At 58.5% G+C, this 19,871-nt stretch carries 20 protein-coding genes; 10 read left to right on the top strand and 10 right to left on the bottom strand.

Translation table 11 applies throughout. The features are described 5' to 3' along the window. Window positions 1–111: 111 nt before the first annotated feature. Both tal and dusA read right to left on the bottom strand, forming a co-directional pair. Window positions 112–1,038 (bottom strand): transaldolase, encoded by a 927-nt coding sequence (gene tal / locus L8K08_RS01730; RefSeq protein WP_145163069.1) that lies wholly within the window; start codon window positions 1,036–1,038, stop codon window positions 112–114. A 481-nt stretch (window positions 1,039–1,519) separates the two neighbouring features. Further along, the gene (dusA, locus tag L8K08_RS01725; RefSeq protein ID WP_242193929.1) at window positions 1,520–2,506 is read right to left on the bottom strand and encodes a tRNA dihydrouridine(20/20a) synthase DusA; all 987 of its coding nucleotides are present in this window, start codon (window positions 2,504–2,506) and stop codon (window positions 1,520–1,522) included. 942 nt (window positions 2,507–3,448) lie between these two features. Here dusA and L8K08_RS01720 point away from each other — a divergent pair. From L8K08_RS01720 to L8K08_RS01705, 4 genes are all read left to right on the top strand, one after another. Beyond that, complete coding sequence (locus L8K08_RS01720) at window positions 3,449–4,993, top strand: S-type pyocin domain-containing protein (RefSeq protein WP_242193926.1); 1,545 nt, start codon at window positions 3,449–3,451, stop codon at window positions 4,991–4,993. Window position 4,994: 1 nt separating this feature from the next. Beyond that, window positions 4,995–5,270: a hypothetical protein gene (locus tag L8K08_RS01715; RefSeq protein WP_242193924.1), complete on the top strand. Its 276-nt coding sequence runs from the start codon at window positions 4,995–4,997 to the stop codon at window positions 5,268–5,270. 678 nt (window positions 5,271–5,948) lie between these two features. Then, window positions 5,949–6,308, top strand: a complete 360-nt coding sequence (locus L8K08_RS01710) for a DUF6124 family protein (RefSeq protein ID WP_242193920.1) — start codon at window positions 5,949–5,951, stop codon at window positions 6,306–6,308. 146 nt (window positions 6,309–6,454) lie between these two features. Further along, window positions 6,455–6,676 carry a hypothetical protein gene (locus L8K08_RS01705; RefSeq protein WP_106576908.1) on the top strand — a complete coding sequence of 74 codons (222 nt, stop codon included), beginning with the start codon at window positions 6,455–6,457 and terminating at the stop codon, window positions 6,674–6,676. 107 nt (window positions 6,677–6,783) lie between these two features. Here the strand turns inward: L8K08_RS01705 and L8K08_RS01700 are convergent, their stop codons facing one another. Further along, window positions 6,784–7,971 carry an MFS transporter gene (locus L8K08_RS01700; protein WP_242193917.1) on the bottom strand — a complete coding sequence of 396 codons (1,188 nt, stop codon included), beginning with the start codon at window positions 7,969–7,971 and terminating at the stop codon, window positions 6,784–6,786. Window positions 7,972–8,464: 493 nt separating this feature from the next. Between L8K08_RS01700 and mqo the strand changes: the two genes are divergently transcribed. Then, window positions 8,465–10,120, top strand: a complete 1,656-nt coding sequence (gene mqo, locus L8K08_RS01695) for a malate dehydrogenase (quinone) (protein ID WP_242193916.1) — start codon at window positions 8,465–8,467, stop codon at window positions 10,118–10,120. Between the two features lie 72 nt (window positions 10,121–10,192). Here the strand turns inward: mqo and L8K08_RS01690 are convergent, their stop codons facing one another. Then, window positions 10,193–10,858 carry an NADPH-dependent F420 reductase gene (locus L8K08_RS01690; protein ID WP_242193913.1) on the bottom strand — a complete coding sequence of 222 codons (666 nt, stop codon included), beginning with the start codon at window positions 10,856–10,858 and terminating at the stop codon, window positions 10,193–10,195. Window positions 10,859–10,957: 99 nt separating this feature from the next. Here L8K08_RS01690 and L8K08_RS01685 point away from each other — a divergent pair, with 99 nt between their 5' ends. Next, window positions 10,958–11,854 (top strand): LysR family transcriptional regulator, encoded by an 897-nt coding sequence (locus tag L8K08_RS01685; RefSeq protein WP_242193910.1) that lies wholly within the window; start codon window positions 10,958–10,960, stop codon window positions 11,852–11,854. 4 nt (window positions 11,855–11,858) lie between these two features. On the opposite strand, the gene L8K08_RS01680 is transcribed toward L8K08_RS01685, so the two are convergent. Then, on the bottom strand, window positions 11,859–12,707 hold the full coding sequence (locus L8K08_RS01680; RefSeq protein ID WP_242193907.1) for a LysR family transcriptional regulator: 849 nt from the start codon (window positions 12,705–12,707) through the stop codon (window positions 11,859–11,861). A gap of 98 nt (window positions 12,708–12,805) precedes the next feature. On the opposite strand from L8K08_RS01680, the gene L8K08_RS01675 reads away from it, so the two are divergent. Then, window positions 12,806–13,705 (top strand): DMT family transporter, encoded by a 900-nt coding sequence (locus L8K08_RS01675; protein ID WP_242193904.1) that lies wholly within the window; start codon window positions 12,806–12,808, stop codon window positions 13,703–13,705. Between the two features lie 131 nt (window positions 13,706–13,836). Next, window positions 13,837–14,166, top strand: a complete 330-nt coding sequence (locus L8K08_RS01670) for a YXWGXW repeat-containing protein (protein ID WP_106576901.1) — start codon at window positions 13,837–13,839, stop codon at window positions 14,164–14,166. 56 nt (window positions 14,167–14,222) lie between these two features. Here L8K08_RS01670 and L8K08_RS01665 read toward each other — a convergent pair whose 3' ends face one another. The 3 genes from L8K08_RS01665 to L8K08_RS01655 form a co-directional block, all read right to left on the bottom strand. After that, entirely contained in the window at window positions 14,223–14,597 is a 375-nt protein-coding gene (locus tag L8K08_RS01665) for a hypothetical protein (protein ID WP_145163093.1), read from the bottom strand. A gap of 70 nt (window positions 14,598–14,667) precedes the next feature. Next, the gene (locus tag L8K08_RS01660) at window positions 14,668–15,063 is read right to left on the bottom strand and encodes a type II toxin-antitoxin system VapC family toxin (RefSeq protein WP_242193902.1); all 396 of its coding nucleotides are present in this window, start codon (window positions 15,061–15,063) and stop codon (window positions 14,668–14,670) included. Continuing rightward, complete coding sequence (locus L8K08_RS01655; protein ID WP_242193899.1) at window positions 15,060–15,317, bottom strand: AbrB/MazE/SpoVT family DNA-binding domain-containing protein; 258 nt, start codon at window positions 15,315–15,317, stop codon at window positions 15,060–15,062. The genes L8K08_RS01660 and L8K08_RS01655 overlap by 4 nt, the downstream gene beginning before the upstream one ends. A 155-nt stretch (window positions 15,318–15,472) precedes the next feature. Here L8K08_RS01655 and L8K08_RS01650 point away from each other — a divergent pair, with 155 nt between their 5' ends. Further along, complete coding sequence (locus L8K08_RS01650) at window positions 15,473–15,865, top strand: RidA family protein (protein WP_106576897.1); 393 nt, start codon at window positions 15,473–15,475, stop codon at window positions 15,863–15,865. A 1-nt stretch (window position 15,866) separates the two neighbouring features. Here L8K08_RS01650 and ppnN read toward each other — a convergent pair whose 3' ends face one another. Beyond that, window positions 15,867–17,240: a nucleotide 5'-monophosphate nucleosidase PpnN gene (gene ppnN / locus L8K08_RS01645; RefSeq protein ID WP_145163099.1), complete on the bottom strand. Its 1,374-nt coding sequence runs from the start codon at window positions 17,238–17,240 to the stop codon at window positions 15,867–15,869. A 149-nt stretch (window positions 17,241–17,389) separates the two neighbouring features. Then, window positions 17,390–18,214, bottom strand: coding sequence for an aspartyl/asparaginyl beta-hydroxylase domain-containing protein (locus L8K08_RS01640; RefSeq protein ID WP_242193896.1), 825 nt, complete (start codon window positions 18,212–18,214; stop codon window positions 17,390–17,392). 273 nt (window positions 18,215–18,487) lie between these two features. Between L8K08_RS01640 and fabV the strand changes: the two genes are divergently transcribed. Next, window positions 18,488–19,681, top strand: coding sequence for an enoyl-ACP reductase FabV (gene fabV, locus L8K08_RS01635; protein ID WP_145163102.1), 1,194 nt, complete (start codon window positions 18,488–18,490; stop codon window positions 19,679–19,681). The last annotated feature ends 190 nt before the right edge of the window (window positions 19,682–19,871 follow it).

Here is a 19,871-nt window from a genome sequence, read left to right as displayed (position 1 = left end):
TCGCAGGCAAGCCAGCTCCCACAGTTTGAACTGTGACCGGCATGAGACCAGCGAAAGGCACAAAAAAGGGCGGCACCCGCGAGGGTGCCGCCCTTTTTGCTACTGCCGCTTTTACAGCTTGGCAGTCAACAGCGCCTCAAGCTTCTCCTGGTCCCGAGCAAACTGACGAATCCCCTCCGCCAGCTTCTCAGTCGCCATCGCGTCCTCGTTGGATTCCCAACGGAACTGCGCTTCAGTCAAATGCACGCGCGCTTCGCCGGCATGGCCTGGTGCCAACTTGCGCTCCAGCTTGCCTTCATCGGCCGCCAGCTTCTCCAGCAGGTCCGGGCTGATGGTTAGGCGATCACAGCCGGCCAGCTCTTCAATCTGGCTCAGGTTACGGAAGCTCGCACCCATCACCACGGTTTTGTAGCCATTGGCCTTGTAGTAGTTGTAGATGCGCGTCACCGACTGCACGCCCGGATCATCGGAACCGGTGTAGTCGTTGCCGTTGGCCTTCTTGTACCAGTCGTAGATACGGCCCACGAACGGCGAAATCAGAAACACTCCAGCCTCGGCACAGGCCACGGCCTGGGCAAACGAGAACAGCAGCGTCAGGTTGGTTTGAATGCCTTCTTTTTCCAGCTTCTCCGCCGCGCGGATGCCTTCCCAGGTGGAGGCGATCTTGATCAGCACACGGTCACGGCTGACGCCGGCCTTGTCGTACAGGTCGATCAGACGGTGCGCACGCTTGAGAATGGCGGCTTCGTCGAACGACAGGCGCGCATCCACCTCAGTGGAAATACGGCCCGGTACGACTTTCAGAATCTCTTGACCTACCGCCACCGCAAAACGGTCGCTGGCCAGGCCCACGTCGCCGTTGCAGTCCTTCACGCACTCATCCAGCAGCTTGGCATAGCCTGCGATCGACGCGGCCTTGAGCAGCAGGGAAGGGTTGGTAGTGGCGTCTTGCGGTTTGAGCTTGGCGAGGGTGGAAAAGTCGCCGGTATCGGCTACAACGGTGGTGAATTGCTTGAGTTGTTCCAGCTTGGAAGTCATGGGCGTGCTCTGTCCTGTGGGTCTGATGACATTACCCGAGCGCCGGCAGGCGCTCAAGGGCGCAAATGCGTTCGATCGTTTGCGAGGGCAACAACCTGAAAACAGCCGTTTGAATCACCGGCCGTACTGCTAACTAGGAGACCAAAACCGCCGACAGGTTCAACCCAACTGCCCTATGGACAACGCGGTCCCGTGGAAGCCGCCTCCCAGTGGAGAGCAAGCTTGGTGCGGATAGCAGGCTCCCTGTGGCGAGCAGGCTTGCCCTGCGTTGGGGCGCGCAGCGCCCCCAGTAAGGCTGATGCGACTTTTCAGTTAAAACACATTCATAGGTTTAGGGCCGCTTCGCACCCCAACGCAGGGCAAGCCTGCTCGCCACAACAGCCCAGCCACCCTGACACCCATCACCCAAAACTGTGGGAGCGGGCTTGCTCGCGAAAGCGGCCTGTCAGCCCCAAATAACCCAACTGACACTCAGAAACCATCACCGCCCCTCCAACAACTCCCCAGCCTGATCCAACAACGCCAGCGGATCACTCGCCTTATGAATATCCACCGACAACAACTGCCGAAACTTACGCGCCCCAGGGAAACCCGTCCCCAACCCCAACACATGCCGAGTGATGTGATGCATCACCCCACCACTGGCCAAATGCTCCGCAATATAAGGCCGCAACAGCGCCAACGCTTCCGCCCGACTAATCACCGGCGCCTCACTGCCAAACAACCGCTGATCCACCTCCGCCAGCAAATACGGATTGTGATAAGCCTCCCGGCCCAACATCACCCCATCAAACACCTGCAAATGCGCCTGGCACTGCTCCAGCGTCTTAATCCCGCCGTTGAGATTAATCTCCAACTCCGGAAAATCCTGCTTCAACTGCGCTGCCACGTCATAGCGCAACGGCGGAATGTCGCGATTCTCCTTCGGCGACAATCCCTCCAGAATCGCAATCCGCGCATGCACCGTAAAACTGGTGCACCCCGCATCCCTCACCGTCCCGACGAAGTCACACAACTCGGCATAACTATCACGCCCATTGATCCCGATCCGATGCTTCACCGTCACCGGAATCGACACCGCATCGCGCATCGCCTTCACGCAATCCGCCACCAGGGCAGGGTGCGCCATCAGAATCGCGCCGATCATATTGTTCTGCACCCGATCACTCGGGCAGCCGACGTTCAAGTTCACTTCATCGTAACCGGCTGCCTCAGCCATACGCGCGCAGGCGGCGAGGTCGGCGGGGACACTGCCGCCCAGCTGGAGTGCGAGAGGGTGCTCGGCTTCGTTGTGGCGCAGGAAGCGGTCATGGTCGCCGTGCAGGATCGCGCCAGTGGTGACCATCTCGGTGTAGAGCAGGGCGTGCTTGGAGAGCAGGCGCAGGAAGTACCGGCAGTGGCGGTCGGTCCAATCCATCATCGGGGCGACGGAGAAGCGGCGGGAGAGGGGAGCGGTTTGTAGGGGCATGGGGGGTCTGAGTCAGCGGGGTGAATGGGGCGCAGTTTATCAGGGATGGGTCTTGGGTGTGGGGGAGGCGTGTCTTGCGTCACGCCGTTTGGAAAAAGCCGAGGGTCTCAAGATGATCACTGCGTCGGGTATTGTGGTCTGACCCCGATATCCCTCTTTGTCCGCTGTAGGGAAAGTAGAGCGTAATCGCATAGATACTGATTGTTTGATGCGTGGGCCGTCCTGAATGAGCATCATCGGGGCGACGGAGAAGCGGCGGGAGAGGGGAGCGGTTTGTAGGGGTATTGGGGTGTCTGAGTCAGCGAGGCGAATGGGGCGCAGTTTATCAGGGATGTGTCTAGGGTGTGGGAGGGGCTTGTGCGCTTCTCACCACCTCGCGTTGCACATTGCTTCGTGTGGAATGTGTCGGGATCGGAGGGAGGCCAGTACGTTAGATATCGTGGTCTGACCCCGATATCCCCCGTTTGTCAGTCTGGATATGCATAAATGCATTTTTTGTTGCGGTGTTTGCTGTGTATGCATACAGTATGTGTGCGGCATGATGAAGAGTGCAGCAGACGGGGATTTTTGTTCGTTGAGCTTCTCAGAAACAGAGAGCTTCAGAGCCGAAGCCGTTCGTCAGAGGGTAGTAAGGTGATGGGGTAATCAGCCGTTCACTTTACTGAAATATGAGAGCTATCGTACTTAATATAGCGAAAAGGAAATTCACTATGCCTATGATTGGCGACACGCTTTATCTTCCAGAAATTGAAATCAACGCTATTAATAAATATGAGCCACAGACATTCGGAGGCGGAGGTGGTGACAGTGATTTCTCACATAGTCACACTGGACAGCTAATTAACGTTGCAACGCGTACTTATATACTTAGCACATACCCCCCCCATTATTTCCCAAAATGTTAAGGATCAAGAGGCGAGCTTTGCAACGAATCTTCAGTCGATGCCCGAATCTATTGCAAAAAGCATTACTGCAATAGAACAAAATGAAGGCAGTCTCGCGAGCGAAGTCGAGAAAATCGAACAGCATATTCGTTCGGTAGATACGCTAATCACTCAAAAATCTCAGGCTGCTGCTGCTCAAAAGGCGATTGCTGATAAGTACTACTATGGAGACTTCTTTCGTTTCCCGACTATGCAATTTATTAAAGATGCAATCAGCGGGAGCAAGACAAACTACCCTCCAGATAAAAATTATAAAGAATGGTACACTTCACTTGAGGCTGCGTATGCTGCAAAATATATCAATCGGGAGATCGATTATTTAAATGTCCTGAAGCAGAATCTTCAAGCACAGGCTAACCAAGCACGTGCAGACGCTGAGGCCAAACGTATTGCCGATGAGGCGGCAGCAGCTGAGGCTGCTAGGGTAGCTGCTGAAGCCGCAGCACTTAAAGCAGCTCACACGTTCAGGCTTCCCGCAGCCGGTGCTATGCAGCTGAGTACGGCTGCAGGCTCTATTGCCGTCACGGCAGGTTCAGGCGTTACGTTGGAGGCGGCGATTCAAGCGGCTAAGGTAGCGCTGAGTACAGTTGTGAGTGCGGCCACGGCAGTCGGTATTGGAGCTTTGACGTATTCAGAGTCCCTTGGCAACGGAGAGCTGCCCGCGACAATGCTGGATCTGCCCGCTAAGGAACTGGCGCCTAGCCTGCCTGATAATCTTCTCGAGGTAGCGGCGGCTGGTGGGACGGTTGATGTGCGATATCGGCTTTATGGTGATCAATCGAAGTATTCGGTAGTGGCCACCCAGGTCACTGGTGGACTAGCCCCCACTGTTCCGGTAAGGGCATTGGTGCTTGATCCTGTGGCCAACGCCTATACGTTTACTACAACCGATACACCGCCGATTACCCTGGCATTCCCTATTGCAGTACCAGGAAATAGCTCAACGGCAACTCCGGCACAGCCCGTGGAGACTCCGGTATACACAGGCATCACTCTGACCCCAATTGACGTCAAAGCTGAGCCGTTTCCGATTGCCAGCCAATTGAGCATCCGAGACGCTATTTACGTTTACCCCGCGGATTCGGGTTTGCCGCCGATTTATGCGGTATTTAGTAGTCCGTACGAAGGTGCTACCACTAAAGGTGTACACAGCGGACGGATGTACAATCCTGATAAAGCCGGAGGTCCAACCCAAGATCTTGATTGGGCAACGGCAACGGTGACTCAGGAAGGTATTGATCTGGTTAAATTGCATACGTCACGATTCGTACCTTCTGATGCTAATCAGATTATGATTGAACGGCTAGAAAAGATACTAAGTGGTCAGATCCCTGTTACGGATGTTGATAAACGATTTTACACCCATGAAATGCGAGAGTTAGAACGTTACAGGGCGCTCGGGGTAGCTGATGGAGTAGAAGGAAATGTTTGGAATAATGCTCATGCTGCAACCTTAGAAGACTATAAGCTGAGGGATGCTGACGATTTATTCTATACGCCTGAAGCCATTGCTGCAGAAATTAAACAAGTATATGGAGAGTAAAATGGGTAACATTAATGACGTGGTAGTCGCTGAAGCACCAAGGGATGTAGTTCTTTTTATTGTAAGAAACAAACCAATTTCGTATCCAATGCTGGATCGACTCTACAGCAGGAATGGGTGGGCCAATATTTCAAATAACTTAGAGCTTTTGAAGCTTATTGAAAATATGGAGCTCGAAGGGGTGGTTGAACATGTTGATGGAGGAATAAGAAAAGGCCCAAACTGGAATGCGCCAGCATTCATGGTTGAGAATAAGTACACGTTGAGTGATATTTAGGTCTGCAAAAAAACCCAGCTCAAGCTGGGTTTTTTTTGCTTGGACTTTGAAAAGTTATTCCTCTCCGTATTCTGGATACTCTTGATGCTGGTGCTTTTAGGTATACCCAATTGGGTCATGGATACCCACACAGCGTCAGATGTTGACGTTTGAAGGGGATGTTGGGATTGGAGCGACAGGCATTGGCGATAAGCACCGTGCCTTAAGGATGTGGTTTTGTCGGCCAGGCGAGGGCTATTTCAGGAGGGGAGTGGTACGAAAGTGGTACGGGGTTTTTATCGTGCGCTACAGGGCACGTATTACAATGTCTGTAGAATTAGCAGTTCCAATCCATCATCGAGACGACTAACACAGCATGGATTGTTCTGGGCAACGGGCTAAAATCCAAGGGGAAATTTCCCACACTTTTCTCAGCTTGCCCCTCAGACCACCCCTAGCTAACCTCCCCAAACCGCTGCAAACCCAGCGGCCGGATGTGGAAGTCCGTACCAAGCTAAGACGCAATCGTCACAAACACCTACCGGCGTTTTTTTACGCCTGTATCATGTGTTGCGGCGGCTGTGCGCGGGGCACTTCGGTGCGCCGGGTCCTTAGCCCTGGTCTTCCACACCTGCGTACGGCTGCCACCCTCATGTGGAAGTGAGATTGGCAGTTCCTGAACAGTTAAGGAGCTTCGCCATGCACAAGGTCACACCTAATCCGCCTCATGCCTCAAACGCTGAACCCATTGATGCCAAGCTTCAAGCTGCGGCTCAACGCGCAATCAATCATTACCTGCCGCCATCTGACGACAACGCCACCCCTGCCGACCATCCAACCACCAACCTATTCCACGTCAGCCCCAACATCGACACCGAAACCCTCCTAGCCAACGCATCCGAAAACCTCGACTCCGCCAACCAAATGGCCGCCACCCTGGCCTTCGACCTCGAAGACCCGCACCGCGCCATCATCCTCGGCATCCAACAACTAATCGACCTAAGCGCTTTACTCGTCGCCCGAGCCCAAGACCAAGTCGCGCCTGCCGCCATTGCCTGACCCCTAACCCCGCCGCCTCACCCCAAGGCGGCAACCTGAACCCACGCTGTCCCCCAGCAAAGTTTCATAATTCCCTGCACCGTTGAGGACTACGCTCCCACTTAAGAGAGGACCCCCGCGCCTCCAGCCCATAGGGAACTGAAAACATGATCTCGAACCTGGTTAAAGTCGCGCTGATTGCTGGCACGTTGCTGTTGGGCGCTTGTTCGACGGGGTCGTCGGGCGGGAGTGGTGACCCTTGTTTCTCTGGCGGATGCCAGGCGTTTGGGGACCATAGCCCGAGCAAGGCTGCCAAGATGAATTTTGGCGGCAGTGGGCTGGGGAGTAGTTATGGGGAGTATGGGTCGGGGTTGTTGCATGATGATTGATGGGGTGGTGGGGCAGTCAGAGGTGTGTTGACTGGCCCACCGCTATCGGGGGCAAGCCCTCCCACCTTTAGAATGCCCACATTAGGGTTGTAGTGGTCTGGGACGTGTCAGTGGCCGCCTTTCATGCGGCGGGCGATGAGGTAGATGCCCAGGCCGACGAGTGCTGTGGCGGCGCCAATGTAGCCGGTGCTCGTCCAGCCATACCCTGCGGTAATCGCCATCCCGCCAAACCACGGCCCCAGCGCGTTCGCCAGGTTGAATGCCGCATGGTTGGACGCTGCCGCCAAGCTTGGGGCTTCGTGGGCGATGTCCATCAGGCGGATTTGCAGCGGCGCGGCCATGGCAATCATGGTGCCGACCAACCCGATGCCCAGCAGTACGCTCCACAGCGCACTGGCGGCGAAGGTGAAGAAGATCAGCACGGCCATCGACCACACCATAATCCAGCCCACGGCGCGAAATTGCAGGCGGTCGAACAGTTTGCCGCCGGCGATGTTGCCAATGATGCCGCCGACGCCAAAGGCGGCGAGCCCGAAGGGGATCCATTGGGGCGAGACTTTGGTCACTTCGAGCATGGTCGGGGCGAGGTAGCTGAACACGCAGAACATGCCGGCAAAGCCAATCGCGCCGATGGACAGGGCCATCCACACTTGCGGTTTGGTGAAGGCGCGCAGTTCTTTGCGCGGGTCGCTGCGCGGTTCGTCGTGGCGGTCGGGTACGAATTGCCAGACGAGGGCGATGGTGCACAGGGCGATGGCGCTGACCAAGGCGAACGCCGAGCGCCAGCCCAGGTGTTGGCCCAGGAAGGTGGCGATGGGGTTGCCGAGCAGCATGGCCAGGGTGAGGCCCATCATCACGCGGGCCACGGCGCCGGCGCGTTTGTCGTTGGGCACCATGCTCGAGGCGACGACGGCGGCGATGCCGAAGTAGGCGCCGTGGGGCAGGCCGCTGATAAAGCGGAAGGCCACCAGCGAGCCGAAGGTCGGGGTGAAGGCGGTGGCGAGGTTGCCCAGCGCGTACAGGCCCATCAGCAATAAGAGCATGTGTTTGCGCAGCAATTTGGCGCCGAGGATGGCCAACAGTGGCGCGCCGACCATGACGCCAAGGGCGTAGGCGCTGATGGCGTGGCCGACTTGGGGTTCGCTCAAATTCAAATTGTGGGCGATGTCGGGCATCAACCCCATGATGGCGAATTCGCCGGTGCCGATCGCGAAGGCGCCCACGGCCATGGCAGCTTCCATTTTGGCGGCGCTGCGCGCGGGCAGTACGTGCCCGGGTGTTTGCTGGATAGTCATGGGTAACTCTGTTTGGAAGGATTGCACGAAGGACAGCCGCCGATGCTACGCAAGCAGCGGCGAAGGTGTCTAGAACAGCCGTTTGCAGCAGAGTTCAGTTTCATCTAGCCACCTGTGACGCCACGTCGCGCCTGCCTGGCTTGACAGCGGCGCGTTAAAAGCCGCGATTTAGAGCTGTCAATTGGCCAAACGGCGCATAAACGCTCTTTGGCGTGATATTCTGCGCGCCGTCTTGGTCTGGTCTTTCCCGGCACGTACACCCGTATACGTCCCGGCGATGGGCTGTCGCCCAGGTAGCTGAAGCCAATAATGATAAAAAGTCAGCGCAGAAGGGACATAAACAGTGAGGTCGATACGTCGGCCTTGTGTGCCCACCCTGCGGCTCTCTCGTGAATGTGCAAACCCCGCGGCGCGCTGCCTGGCGCGGCGTGATAAAGGGTTGCCCATGCTCAGGGGCGGTAGGGCGGATGGCGTTTTATCATAGGTGCTACTGATGTTTAAAAAAGTAAACACTGCCCTGCTGGGGCTGGCTTTGTCGATGGGGATCACCTCCGTTCACGCGGAAGAGGCAAAGAAAGTCGATGTGCTGCTGATCGGCGGCGGCATCATGAGTGCGACCCTGGGTGTTTGGCTCAACGAGCTGCAGCCGGACTGGTCGATGGAGATGGTTGAGCGCCTGGATGGCGTGGCCGAAGAAAGCTCCAACGGCTGGAACAACGCCGGTACCGGTCACTCGGCTTTGGCTGAGCTGAACTACACCCCGGAAAACAAGGACGGCACCGTTGAGATCCCGAAAGCGGTCGAGATCAACGAAGCGTTCCAGATCTCGCGTCAGTTCTGGTCCTGGCAGGTCCAGCAGGGCGTGTTGAAGAACCCACGTTCGTTCATCAACTCCACACCGCACATGAGCTTCGTGTGGGGCGATGACAACATCAAGTTCCTGAAAAAACGCTACGAAGCCCTGCAAGCGAGCCCGCTGTTCGCTGGCATGCAGTACTCCGAAGACCCGGCGCAAATCGCCAAGTGGGTTCCGCTGATGATGGAAGGGCGTGACCCGAACCAGAAAATCGCGGCCACCTGGACCCCGATCGGCACCGACGTGAACTTCGGCGAGATCACCCGCCAGTTCGTTGCCCACCTGCAAACCACCCCTAAGTTCGACCTGAAACTGTCGAGCGAAGTGCAGGACATCACCAAAAACGCCGACGGTTCGTGGCGTGTGAGCTACAAAAACCTGAAAGACGGCACCAAGACTGAAACCGACGCCAAGTTCGTGTTCATCGGCGCCGGCGGCGGTGCACTGCACCTGCTGCAGAAGTCGGGCATTCCTGAAGCCAAGGAATACGCGGGCTTCCCGGTGGGCGGTTCGTTCCTGGTGACCGATAACCCAACGATTGCCGAGCAGCACCTGGCCAAGGCCTACGGTAAGGCTTCGGTTGGCGCGCCACCGATGTCGGTTCCGCACCTGGACACCCGCGTGCTGGATGGCAAGCGTGTGATTCTGTTTGGCCCATTCGCAACCTTCTCGACCAAGTTCCTGAAAGAAGGCTCGTACCTGGACCTGCTGACCAGCACCACCACCCACAACATCTGGCCAATGACCAAAGTCGGTATTCGTGAATACCCACTGGTCGAGTACCTTGCCGGCCAACTGATGCTGTCGGATGACGACCGCTACAACGCCCTGAAAGAGTACTTCCCGAACGCCAAGAAAGAAGACTGGCGCCTGTGGCAAGCCGGTCAGCGCGTGCAGATCATCAAGCGTGACGAAGAGCAGGGCGGCGTCCTGAAACTCGGTACCGAAGTGGTCAGCTCCGCCGACAACACCATCGCAGGCCTGTTGGGTGCATCGCCAGGCGCGTCCACCGCGGCTCCGATCATGCTGACCGTGCTGCAGAAAGTGTTCAAGGACAAGGTCGCGACCCCTGAGTGGCAGACCAAACTGCACCAGATCGTACCGAGCTATGGCACCAAGCTCAATGACAGCCCTGAGGCTGTTGCGAAGGAGTGGGCTTACACTGCCGGCATCCTGCAACTGACCCCACCGCCTGCGATTCCGCAGTTGAATGCGCCAAAGGCGACCGAAGCCACCGAGGCTGCCAAGCCTGCGGCTGAGCCGAGCAAGCCGGCGTCTGACCTGGCGCTGTAAGCCAAAGGTCAAACCGCTGTAAGAAGCCCGCTGAACCGGTCACGGTCAGCGGGCTTTTTTGTGCGCGCGTGTTCAGCCGCGCACGCGTTCGACCGGCGGCAGTTCCACCGTGCGTTCGGCAGCTGCTAGCGCCGCAGTTAAACCCGCTTGGTCCAGCGGCACGCAGTACGCAGGTTTTGCCCGCTCAAAACGCCAGCTTTCATCCAGCCCGCCTGCGTCTACGGCGTCGAAACCGAGCTCGTCGAGCAGCTTGATTACTTGCGCCTTCGCTGCGGCGTCATCGGCGGCCACCGGCAGTGCACGGCGGGCGGGCGCGCCGTGGGGGCGGGCGTCTTGCGTCAGGTCGGGGGCAAAAATCGCATTGAACACCTTGACCACGTGGGAATGCGGTAGATGCTCGGCCAGCAGCCGGCTGGTGGTGGTTTCAAAACGGTCCAGCACGGCGATATGCCCGTCGCGGTTGGGATAGTAATTGTTGGCGTCCAGCACCGTTTTGCCTTCCAGCCATTGCGCGGGCACGCTGCGGTAGTGTTCAAACGGAATGGCCACCAGCACGACGTCGCCAAACCGGGCGGCATCCTCGGCACTGCCCACCTCAACGCCGAGTAGGCCACTGAGCACGCTGCTCATGGTCTGCGGGCCACGGGAGTTGCTTAACATCACCTCATGCCCGGCGGCCAGCGCCAGCTGTGCCACGGCTCGCCCGATGAAACCTGCTCCAATCACGCCGATCTTCATGGTCTTGCTCCTTGTAAGTCATCGAGCAGTTATGATGATTGGCAACTAGCTGGCGATAAATGAGCGTTTTGGCGTGGGTGTTGTTACTGGGAGTAGGGAATGATGGACCGTCTTTCAAGCATGCATGCCTTTGTGATGGCCGCCGAGTTGGGCTCCTACGCCCGCGCCGCCGAGCGCTTGAACATGTCCGCGCAAATGGTTGCCAAGCATGTTGCCGCCCTGGAGCAACGCCTCGGCGCGCGCTTGCTTAACCGCACCACGCGTCGGCAAAGCCTGACCGAGCTGGGGCACGCGTACTACGAACGTTGCAAACATATCCTGACGGAGGCTGAGGCTGCCGATTCGCTCGCCCAGATCATGAATGACACGCCGCGCGGCAAGCTGAGAGTCACCGCCCCGGTCACCTTCGGTTCCTACAGCCTGATGCCGTTGATTACCGCGTTTTTGCGTGACAACCCGGACGTGGAGATTGACCTGCACCTCACGGATCGTTTCGTCGACTTGGTGGAGGAAGGCTATGAGGCGGCGTTCCGTATCGGCCCTTTGGCCACCACCGGTTTAACGGCCCGGCCCTTGGCACCTTATCGCTTGGTGGTGTGCGCGGCGCCGGCGTATCTGGCGGAGCGAGGGACGCCACAGTGCCCGGCAGACCTGGCGCAACATGAATGCCTGGGCTACGCCTTTTGGTCACGCCCGGCGGACCGTGAATGGGTCTTCCACCAAGGCGCGACGCCCTACACGGTGCAGGTCGCCAGCCGCCTTCAAATCAACGAAAGCCGGGCGTTGATGTCGGCGGCACTGGATGGCTTCGGCATCGTGCTGGGCGCTGAAGACTTCCTGCGTCCGGCCTTGGCCCGGGGCGAGTTGGTGCGGGTACTGCCGGCATTTGAGGCGCCCAGCCGCCCCATGCACTTGGTTTACACCGCCAACCGGCAGCGCACCGCCAAGTTGCGGCGGTTTGTCGAGGCGGTGCTGGCGCGCTTCGGCGAGGGGTGAGGGCTCAAATGTGGAAGCCCTGTTTTACCTGTGCATACAGATGCAGGGCCAGTGCATTGCTGCTATCGCACAGCAGGTACAGATGATGCACCGGCAGTGGGGGTAACTCGAACCCTGCAACCTTTTGCGTCAGCCCTCTGCCCATGCGGCTTTCTTCGATCAACCCCACCGCCACGCCGCTGCGGATACAGGCCTCGACCGCCGTGGAATTGGGGCTCTCCAGCAACACCCGGTGGTAAATCCCGTGATCCTTCAGCGCCTGCAACGCCGCCGCACGGTACGGGCAGCCGGCAACCGGCACGGTGATCGGCAGCGCCGCATTCGGCGCGCAACTGAAGCCCTCGGCCGCCACCCACAACGGCTGCACTGGCTCCAGGCGTTCGCCCTGAGCCAGCGGTTGTGCGCTGACGGTGATGGCCAGGTCGAGCTGGCTGGCCATAAACATATTCAGCAGCTCACCGCTGGTGCGCGCTTCGATTTCCAGTTCCAGCAGTGGGTTATCGGCGATCAAGCGCGGCAAAAACGCCTGCATGAACGCCGGCGCATAGGTATCGGGAATGCCCAGACGAATCTTGCCCTGCATGCGCTGTGGCATCAGGGCGATCAGCAGGCGGTCATGGCTCTTGAGAAACTCGGTGGTTTCGCCGAGCAGCTTCTGGCCATACAGGGTCAGCTCCACGCCCTGGTTGCTGCGGCTGAACAGGCGCTGGCCGATTTGCTCCTCGAGCTTTTGAATTTGTGTGGTCACGGTCGATGCGCTGCGGTGCACATGCTCGGCCGCCTCGTTGAAGCGCCGAAAGCGCGCCACGGCGTGAAAAGTGCGTAACAAGTCGATGTTCAGTTGCTTGGCCATGATTCCACTATTGCGAATTTGTGGTGCAAGTAATTCAAATATACAGAAGCATGCGCGGCCCTTAGCCTTTCAGTCAACGTGCACTGACGGGAGGCTTCATGACGCGATCAACCTTGAAACGGCTGCTGTTGCAGGTGGCGTTTGTGCTGTCCTGGAGCTCCGGCTACATCGGCGCCAAGTTGGGTACGCAAGGCAGCGGCGCATTCAACCTGCTGTTTTGGCGCTTCCTGCTGGTGTCGGTGTGCCTGGGGCTGTTTTTGAACGTGAAGCTGTTGAAGGTGACCTGGGCTCAGATTCGCCACTACGCCGTGATCGGCTTCTTGTCGCAGTTCCTCTACCTGAGTTGCCTGTATGTGGCGATCCAAAATGGTTTGCCGCCCGGCATTGCGGCCATCATCGCGGCGCTGCAGCCATTGATGACGGCGGCATTGTCGACCGGCAGCGCTGCCGAGCGCAGCGGTGACTGGCAGTGGATCGGGTTGATGATCAGCTTTATCGGCGTCTCCATCGTGATTGCCGGGCAGTACAGCAGTGGCGGGCGGAGCGTCGGCTTTGTCATGTACTTGTTGCCGCTGGCCGCAGCGCTGGGGCTGACGCTGGCGACCTTGTATGAGCGCCGTACCGCGCAGCGCCAGCACGCGGGGTTGGTGTTGCCGCTGTTCATCCAGTCGCTGCTGACGCTGATCGGCTTTTCCGGCGCCGTGCTCTATACCGGCACCTTCAGTGTTCCTCATGACTCGGACGTGTTGATCTCTATCGTCTGGCTGACGGTGTTTTCCACATTCGTCGCCTATTTGAGCTTGTGGATGTTGTTGCGGGTAATGACAGCGACCCACGTGGCAGCGCTGGTCTATCTGGAGCCACCGGTCACCCTGGTGTGGGCGGCGTTGATGTTTGGCGATGCGATCCAGGGCTCAACCTACGCCGGTATTGCGGTGGTGGTCGCGGGGCTGGGGCTAGTGCGTCTGAAACAACCGACCGTCGCCTGTGCTTCCTGAGGTCTGCAGGTTCAGCAAGCCGACAGACATCACCTGTTAAAAAGATCCCATAGCCAAGCAGGAGCGCGGCTGAAACATGGGGGCATTTTTTATTGGTGCAGGTGCTGGGCGTACGCGCCCGAGGGTTTTGTATGTTGCTACGTTATGCGGCATTGGCGGCGGTTGTCGTCGCAGCGTCCGGGTGTGTGCAAGAGCGTGTGGTGCATGAGCGCGGGCCGGTACAACGTGAGTATGTCGAAGTGGTCGCGCCGCAACCGCCGCCGGTTCAAGTAATCGAGGTGGAACCGGCGCCGCGCTACGGTTATGTCTGGTCACGCGGCTACTGGCGCTGGGCAGGCGGGCGATACGTCGCGGTGCACGGCCATTGGGAGCAAGTGCGCGAAGGCTATCGTTATGTGCATCCGCACTGGGTGCAGCGCAATGACGGTTACCACTGGCAGGGCGGTGGCTGGGTTCGCTGAACCCCAGCCGAACGCCTGGCCGCGGGCGTGAGTTGGTTCGCGCCTGCAAAAAACCGCTAGGTCGGCTTTTGGGTACCCAGCAGCCGAACCTCCCGCAGCAACGCGGCACCGAGCTGATCGGTGCCCAATTCCTTGTAGCCCACGGCCTTGATCTCGCCGTTTTCTTCGGCCTGGATGATGATCACCGGCGTTTCCTTGCCGGTGGCTTCGTCCACATGCAGGGCGTACTGGGGAATATCCAGCTTGATCGGCGTGCCCGCCGCCTTGCCTTGCACATTGATCAGGAACGCCGCGCAGCCAGTGTCGACATCCACACTGGTGGCGGGCCGGCCGCTGACGAAACAGGTTTTCGGCAGGTCGGGCCAGGCGATGGTGTCGGCCAGGGTAAAGGTCGGCGTCAGGGCCAAGGCTGCGAGCAAAAGCGTGCGCACGTTGAGTTTCTCTCGATCAAGGGTAGGGGCGGTTTTTACCAAAGCCCGCCATTCGCTGCAACGCTGCCGGTCAGGCCAAGCGCTTCATCCCGGTGGCCTTGGCCGCGTTGACGTCAAAGGTGGCGGTGTATTCACAGCCTGCCGCATGGGCACAGCGCTCTATCAGGTAGTCGGCGAACTCGGCTTTGCCCGCCGTGAATCGTCGCAGTGCCTGCCAGATGATCTCGGCATGTTCGACGGTCAATTCACGCGTACGCAGCAGCGTTTCCAGAACCGTCACCACATCACTCTTGGCCGATTGGTAACAGCTTTGTAACACCCATACCAGTTCCACCACGCACACCAGGCTGACGAAACCCGGCGAAAGCGTGGTGAGCGATTCGATCAGCTCGGACGCCTTGGGGGACTGAACGGGATCATCCTGGGTGACATAACGCACCAGCACATTGGTATCCAGGCCGATCATTGCGCTTTTGCTCCCTGCGCAGCGATGGCGCGGTTCATGTCGTCAATCGACACGGGCTGGGCGGGCTTGCGGATCAACCCTTTGAGGTCCTGAACGGTTTTGCTCGCGGCAATGATGGAAAACTTGCCGTCTTCCGTTTCGACAAACTCAACCCGGTCGCCGGTTTCCAGACCCAGTGCGGTCCTGACTTGGACCGGGATGGTGATTTGCCCTTTTGAAGTCAGTGTGGCGGTCGCCATAGTGAAGATCTCCATCGTAATGTTCCTTACCCTAAGGTAAGGATTGATGAAGGACAAGATCCGTTGGTCCATAGGTCGCTCTGCTGGTAGGCGTGGGTGGGAACAGGTAAAACGCTAGTTCGAAGTGTTCACCTTCACACGCTTTTCAGAGACCCTAAGAGATACAAGCTATGACCGACCGCCACCGCATCATCCCGCCCGCCATGCAGCCCATCGTAGAGCGCGCGGGCTACGTGCCTGCCGTAAAAGTTGGCAACACTTTGTATTGCGCAGGCCAGGTCGGCCGCACGCCGGAATTGGCCGTGATAGAAGACCCCGAGGCGCAATTCATCGCCGCCTGGGAGAACCTGCGGCAGGTATTGGAGGAGGGCGGCTGCCGTTTTGAAGACGTGGTCGACATGACCACGTATCACGTTGATATGAGCCAGCACATGGCGGTTTTTCGCGAGGTGAAAAACCGCCTGTTCCCACGCGGGCATTGCGCCTGGACGACCATTGGCGTGTCAGAACTGGCGCATCCCGGGTTACTGGTGGAAATCAAATGTGTGGCGGTACAGCGCTAATTCATTGCACCACGCGATAACACGGCACATACGCGGCACCGCCCGGCAGCTTCATGCGGTGCTGGGCGACAAACGCCTGTAGCAGCTCGTCCAGCGGTTTCATGATGGCCGGGTCGCCGTGGATTTCGTACGGGCCGTGCTGCTCGATCAGGCGAATGCCCTTGTCCTTGACGTTACCGGCCACGATCCCCGAGAACGCGCGGCGCAGGTTGGCGGCCAGTTCGTGGGGCGGCAGGGCGTGGCTCAGTTGCAGGCCTGCCATGTTTTCGTGGGTCGGGTCGAACGGGCGCTGGAAGCCTTCGTCGATCTTCAGCAGCCAGTTGAAGTGGAAGGCGTCGTTGCGCTCGCGGCGGAACTGCTTCACGGCCTTGAGCCCGGCCGTCATCTGGCGCGCCACTTCGGCCGGGTCGTCGATGATGATCTGGTAGTGCGCCTGCGCCGCTTCGCCGAGGGTGGCACCGACGAAGGCATGCAGTTGTTGCAGGTACGGCGCCGCGTGTTTCGGCCCGGTGAGGATGACCGGGAACGGCACGTCGCGGTTGTCCGGGTGCATCAGGATGCCCAGCAGGTACAGGAACTCTTCAGCCGTGCCGGCGCCGCCCGGGAAGATGATGATGCCGTGGCCGACGCGCACGAAGGCTTCCAGGCGTTTTTCGATGTCCGGCAGGATCACCAGCTCGTTAACGATCGGGTTTGGCGCTTCGGCAGCGATGATGCCCGGCTCGGTCAGGCCCAGGTAGCGGCCGCCGGTGATGCGCTGTTTGGCGTGGGAAATGGTCGCGCCTTTCATCGGACCTTTCATCACGCCGGGGCCGCAACCGGTGCACACGTCGAGGCTGCGCAGGCCCAGTTCGTGGCCGACTTTCTTGGTGTATTTGTATTCTTCGGTATTGATCGAGTGGCCGCCCCAGCACACCACGATTTTCGGCTCGACACCCGGACGCAACGTACGGGCGTTGCGCAGCAGGTGGAACACGTAGTCGGTGATGCCCTGGGAATTGCTCAGGTCGATGCGCTGGCTGTCCAGCTCGTTCTCGGTGTAGACGATGTCGCGCAGGGCGCTGAACAGCATTTCGCGGGTGCTGGCGATCATTTCGCCATCGACGAAGGCGTCGGCCGGCGCATTCAACAGTTCCAGGCGTACGCCGCGATCCTGTTGATGGATACGCACTTCAAAGTCTTTATAGGCGTCGAGGATGGTCTTGGCGTTGTCGATGTGCGCGCCAGTGTTAAGGATGGCCAAAGCGCACTGGCGGAATAACGTGTAGATGCTGCCGGTACCGGCTTCGCTCAGTTGCTGGACTTCACGCTGGGACAGGGTTTCGAGGCTGCCCTTGGGGCTGACGGAGGCATTGATGACTTGACGTTGGGGCATTCTGATTCCTTGAAAGCACAGCCACCGCACCCGCCAGGGGTGGCGATGGCTGGAGAATGGTGAGCGCCGAACTCGGTCGCACGAGACGCACAGTTTGGCAGGCATGAGGCCGTGCGCAAACTCCGTCCAGCACCATCATGCCGCAGAACTTACTGAATCAGCTTCCAGTTTTTGTAGAAAACCCGACGCAGGGTAAACACCAGCCCGGCAAAGCCCGAGATCACGGCGTTGAGCACGGAGGGCAGCAAGGTCGGCCGCACGATATCGATGAACAGGCAGTAACGCTTTGCGTCGTTCTTGTTGAAGGACGCGTGCATCAGCGTGTCATCGAAGATAAATAGCGGGTCGTCGTGCCAGTAATGCTTGTGTTTGCCCACCTGGATGTAAACGCCCTCGTGGTGCGGGGCCGGCGCCATGTTGTAGAGCACTCGGAACATCATGCGCAGCGGGCCGAAGTGGAACGACGTCGAGCGGTTTTCGTTGAACACCGACACCCCGATGGTCTTCACGAACGGCAGTTTTTTGCGCAGCTGCGGGATGTCCAGCGTGGTTTCGATCGGGCGGCCATACCATTGGAAAAACAACATGCCGCGCTTTTTTTCGGCCATGCGTTCGTCCAAGTAACCGATGATTTCGTCCTTGTGGGCCATGGCGTCGTCGATCACCTGTTGCAGGTCTTCACGCCAGGCGGGCGGCAGGTCGCTCATGGTGTAGACGTGGCGGTTGCGCAGGCTGAACAGGTCGAACAGGGTATTGAACGGCGCCAATATCCAGGTGTTGCGGCCGTTGCCAACGAAGTATTTCTTGATCGTGTCGCGGTCGTACAGGCCGTTGCGCAGGAAGTCATAAATGCCGCAGAACAGCACCAGCAACAGAAATACCAGGCTGGTGCGCGGGAAGCAGTAGATGAACAACAGAACGCCCAGCACCCAGGCGGCTGAGACCAGCTTTTTTTGAACAGCACTTTTACTCATGAAGCGTGGCTCCGGACCTGAAACAAAGCGAAACAATGTTGCCATGATAGTGGGTTCCGGCGGCGCTGGGCGTTTTAAATATTGCGAAATTGTGAAGGCCTGGCACAGTTTTTAACCCGCGCGGTGGCGTATCCGGCCTTTTGTGGATTGGATTTTGTAAACAGAAGATTTGCGACTATCGTGACGCTTCGGTTTTTTGGACGTCATAGACCGGTACGATTAAGTTGAATGGCCACCATTGGCCTTCGGCACCTTGGAAGAGGCAGAAATTTTATGATCATCAAACCGCGGGTTCGTGGCTTTATCTGTGTGACCGCTCACCCTGTTGGCTGTGAAGCGAACGTCAAAGAGCAGATCGACTACGTCACCCAGCATGGCGTCATCGAAGGCGGCCCGAAGAAGGTGCTGGTCCTCGGCGCCTCCACCGGTTACGGCCTGGCCGCGCGCATCAGTGCTGCGTTTGGCTGCGGCGCCGATACCTTGGGTGTGTTTTTTGAGAAAGAAGGCGAAGAAGGCAAGCTGAGCTCCGCCGGCTGGTACAACAGCGCAGCGTTCGAGAAGTTTGCCGTTGAAAAAGGCCTGTACGCCAAGAGCATCAACGGCGACGCGTTCTCCGACGAGATCAAGCGCCTGACCATCGAAACCATCAAGAAAGACCTCGGCAAAATCGACCTGGTGGTGTACAGCCTGGCCGCGCCACGCCGTACCGACCCGCAAGGCGTGGTGCACACCTCCACCCTCAAGCCGATCGGCAAGGCCGTGACCCTGCGCGGTATCAATACCGACAAAGGCGTTGTGGTCGATACCACGCTTGAGCCTGCGACCCAGGAAGAAATCGACGGCACCGTGAAAGTCATGGGCGGCGAAGACTGGCAGCTGTGGATCGACGCGCTGCGTGACGCCGACGTGCTGGCTGAAGGCGCCAAGACCACCGCTTTCACCTACCTCGGTGAAAAGCTGACCCAGGACATCTACTGGAACGGCTCCATCGGCGAAGCCAAGAAAGACCTCGACAAGAAAGTCCTGACCCTGCGCGACAACCTCGCCGCACTCAAGGGCGACGCCCGTGTGTCGGTGCTCAAGGCTGTGGTCACCCAGGCCAGTTCGGCGATCCCGATCATGCCGCTGTACCTGTCGCTGCTGTTCAAAGTGATGAAAGAGCAGGGCACCCACGAAGGCTGCATCGAGCAGGTCTACGGCCTGTTCAAGGACAGCCTGTACGGCAAAGAGCCGAAGCTGGATGCCGACGGCCGCCTGCGTGCCGACCTGGCTGAGCTGGAGCCCAAAGTCCAGGACGCCGTGGCGGCGCTGTGGAACCAGGTGACTGACGACAACGTTAACGAAATCAGCGACTTTGCCGGTTACAAGGCTGAGTTCCTGCGTTTGTTCGGTTTTGAAATCGACGGCGTGGACTACGACGCTGACGTGAACCCGACCGTGAAGATCAACGGCCTGATTCAAGCCTAAAACACGGTCAAAAAAGGTGGGAGCGGGCTTGCTCGCGAATGCGGTATGTCAGTATCAAATACAGTGGCTGACACACCGCTTTCGCGAGCAAGCCCGCTCCCACATTTGCTTTGTGTGAAGTCAAAACCCTCCTGCAAGCCATCGCGCTCCCGCCACTGCCCTTAATCTGCCAGACTCCTACGGCTATCAA

Source organism: Pseudomonas sp. TREG-RG-20F-10-E-6-01, from assembly GCF_022662455.1.
Classification (GTDB): Bacteria; Pseudomonadota; Gammaproteobacteria; order Pseudomonadales; family Pseudomonadaceae; genus Aquipseudomonas.
This window is presented reverse-complemented; position numbering and strand designations above follow the sequence as displayed.

Bases quoted from the DNA above. Each gene is read 5' to 3' on its own strand.
- L8K08_RS01640 (WP_242193896.1), bottom strand. From the start codon at position 18,214: ATGAGTAAAAGTGCTGTTCAAAAAAAGCTGGTCTCAGCCGCCTGGGTG.
- L8K08_RS01690 (WP_242193913.1), bottom strand. From the start codon at position 10,858: ATGAAGATCGGCGTGATTGGAGCAGGTTTCATCGGGCGAGCCGTGGCA.
- L8K08_RS01715 (WP_242193924.1), top strand. From the start codon at position 4,995: ATGGGTAACATTAATGACGTGGTAGTCGCTGAAGCACCAAGGGATGTA.
- mqo (WP_242193916.1), top strand. From the start codon at position 8,465: ATGTTTAAAAAAGTAAACACTGCCCTGCTGGGGCTGGCTTTGTCGATG.
- L8K08_RS01650 (WP_106576897.1), top strand. From the start codon at position 15,473: ATGACCGACCGCCACCGCATCATCCCGCCCGCCATGCAGCCCATCGTA.
- L8K08_RS01675 (WP_242193904.1), top strand. From the start codon at position 12,806: ATGACGCGATCAACCTTGAAACGGCTGCTGTTGCAGGTGGCGTTTGTG.
- L8K08_RS01660 (WP_242193902.1), bottom strand. From the start codon at position 15,063: ATGATCGGCCTGGATACCAATGTGCTGGTGCGTTATGTCACCCAGGAT.
- L8K08_RS01685 (WP_242193910.1), top strand. From the start codon at position 10,958: ATGATGGACCGTCTTTCAAGCATGCATGCCTTTGTGATGGCCGCCGAG.
- L8K08_RS01705 (WP_106576908.1), top strand. From the start codon at position 6,455: ATGATCTCGAACCTGGTTAAAGTCGCGCTGATTGCTGGCACGTTGCTG.
- L8K08_RS01720 (WP_242193926.1), top strand. From the start codon at position 3,449: ATGCCCGAATCTATTGCAAAAAGCATTACTGCAATAGAACAAAATGAA.
- fabV (WP_145163102.1), top strand. From the start codon at position 18,488: ATGATCATCAAACCGCGGGTTCGTGGCTTTATCTGTGTGACCGCTCAC.
- ppnN (WP_145163099.1), bottom strand. From the start codon at position 17,240: ATGCCCCAACGTCAAGTCATCAATGCCTCCGTCAGCCCCAAGGGCAGC.
- L8K08_RS01700 (WP_242193917.1), bottom strand. From the start codon at position 7,971: ATGACTATCCAGCAAACACCCGGGCACGTACTGCCCGCGCGCAGCGCC.
- L8K08_RS01680 (WP_242193907.1), bottom strand. From the start codon at position 12,707: ATGGCCAAGCAACTGAACATCGACTTGTTACGCACTTTTCACGCCGTG.
- dusA (WP_242193929.1), bottom strand. From the start codon at position 2,506: ATGCCCCTACAAACCGCTCCCCTCTCCCGCCGCTTCTCCGTCGCCCCG.
- L8K08_RS01655 (WP_242193899.1), bottom strand. From the start codon at position 15,317: ATGGAGATCTTCACTATGGCGACCGCCACACTGACTTCAAAAGGGCAA.
- L8K08_RS01710 (WP_242193920.1), top strand. From the start codon at position 5,949: ATGCACAAGGTCACACCTAATCCGCCTCATGCCTCAAACGCTGAACCC.
- L8K08_RS01670 (WP_106576901.1), top strand. From the start codon at position 13,837: ATGTTGCTACGTTATGCGGCATTGGCGGCGGTTGTCGTCGCAGCGTCC.
- tal (WP_145163069.1), bottom strand. From the start codon at position 1,038: ATGACTTCCAAGCTGGAACAACTCAAGCAATTCACCACCGTTGTAGCC.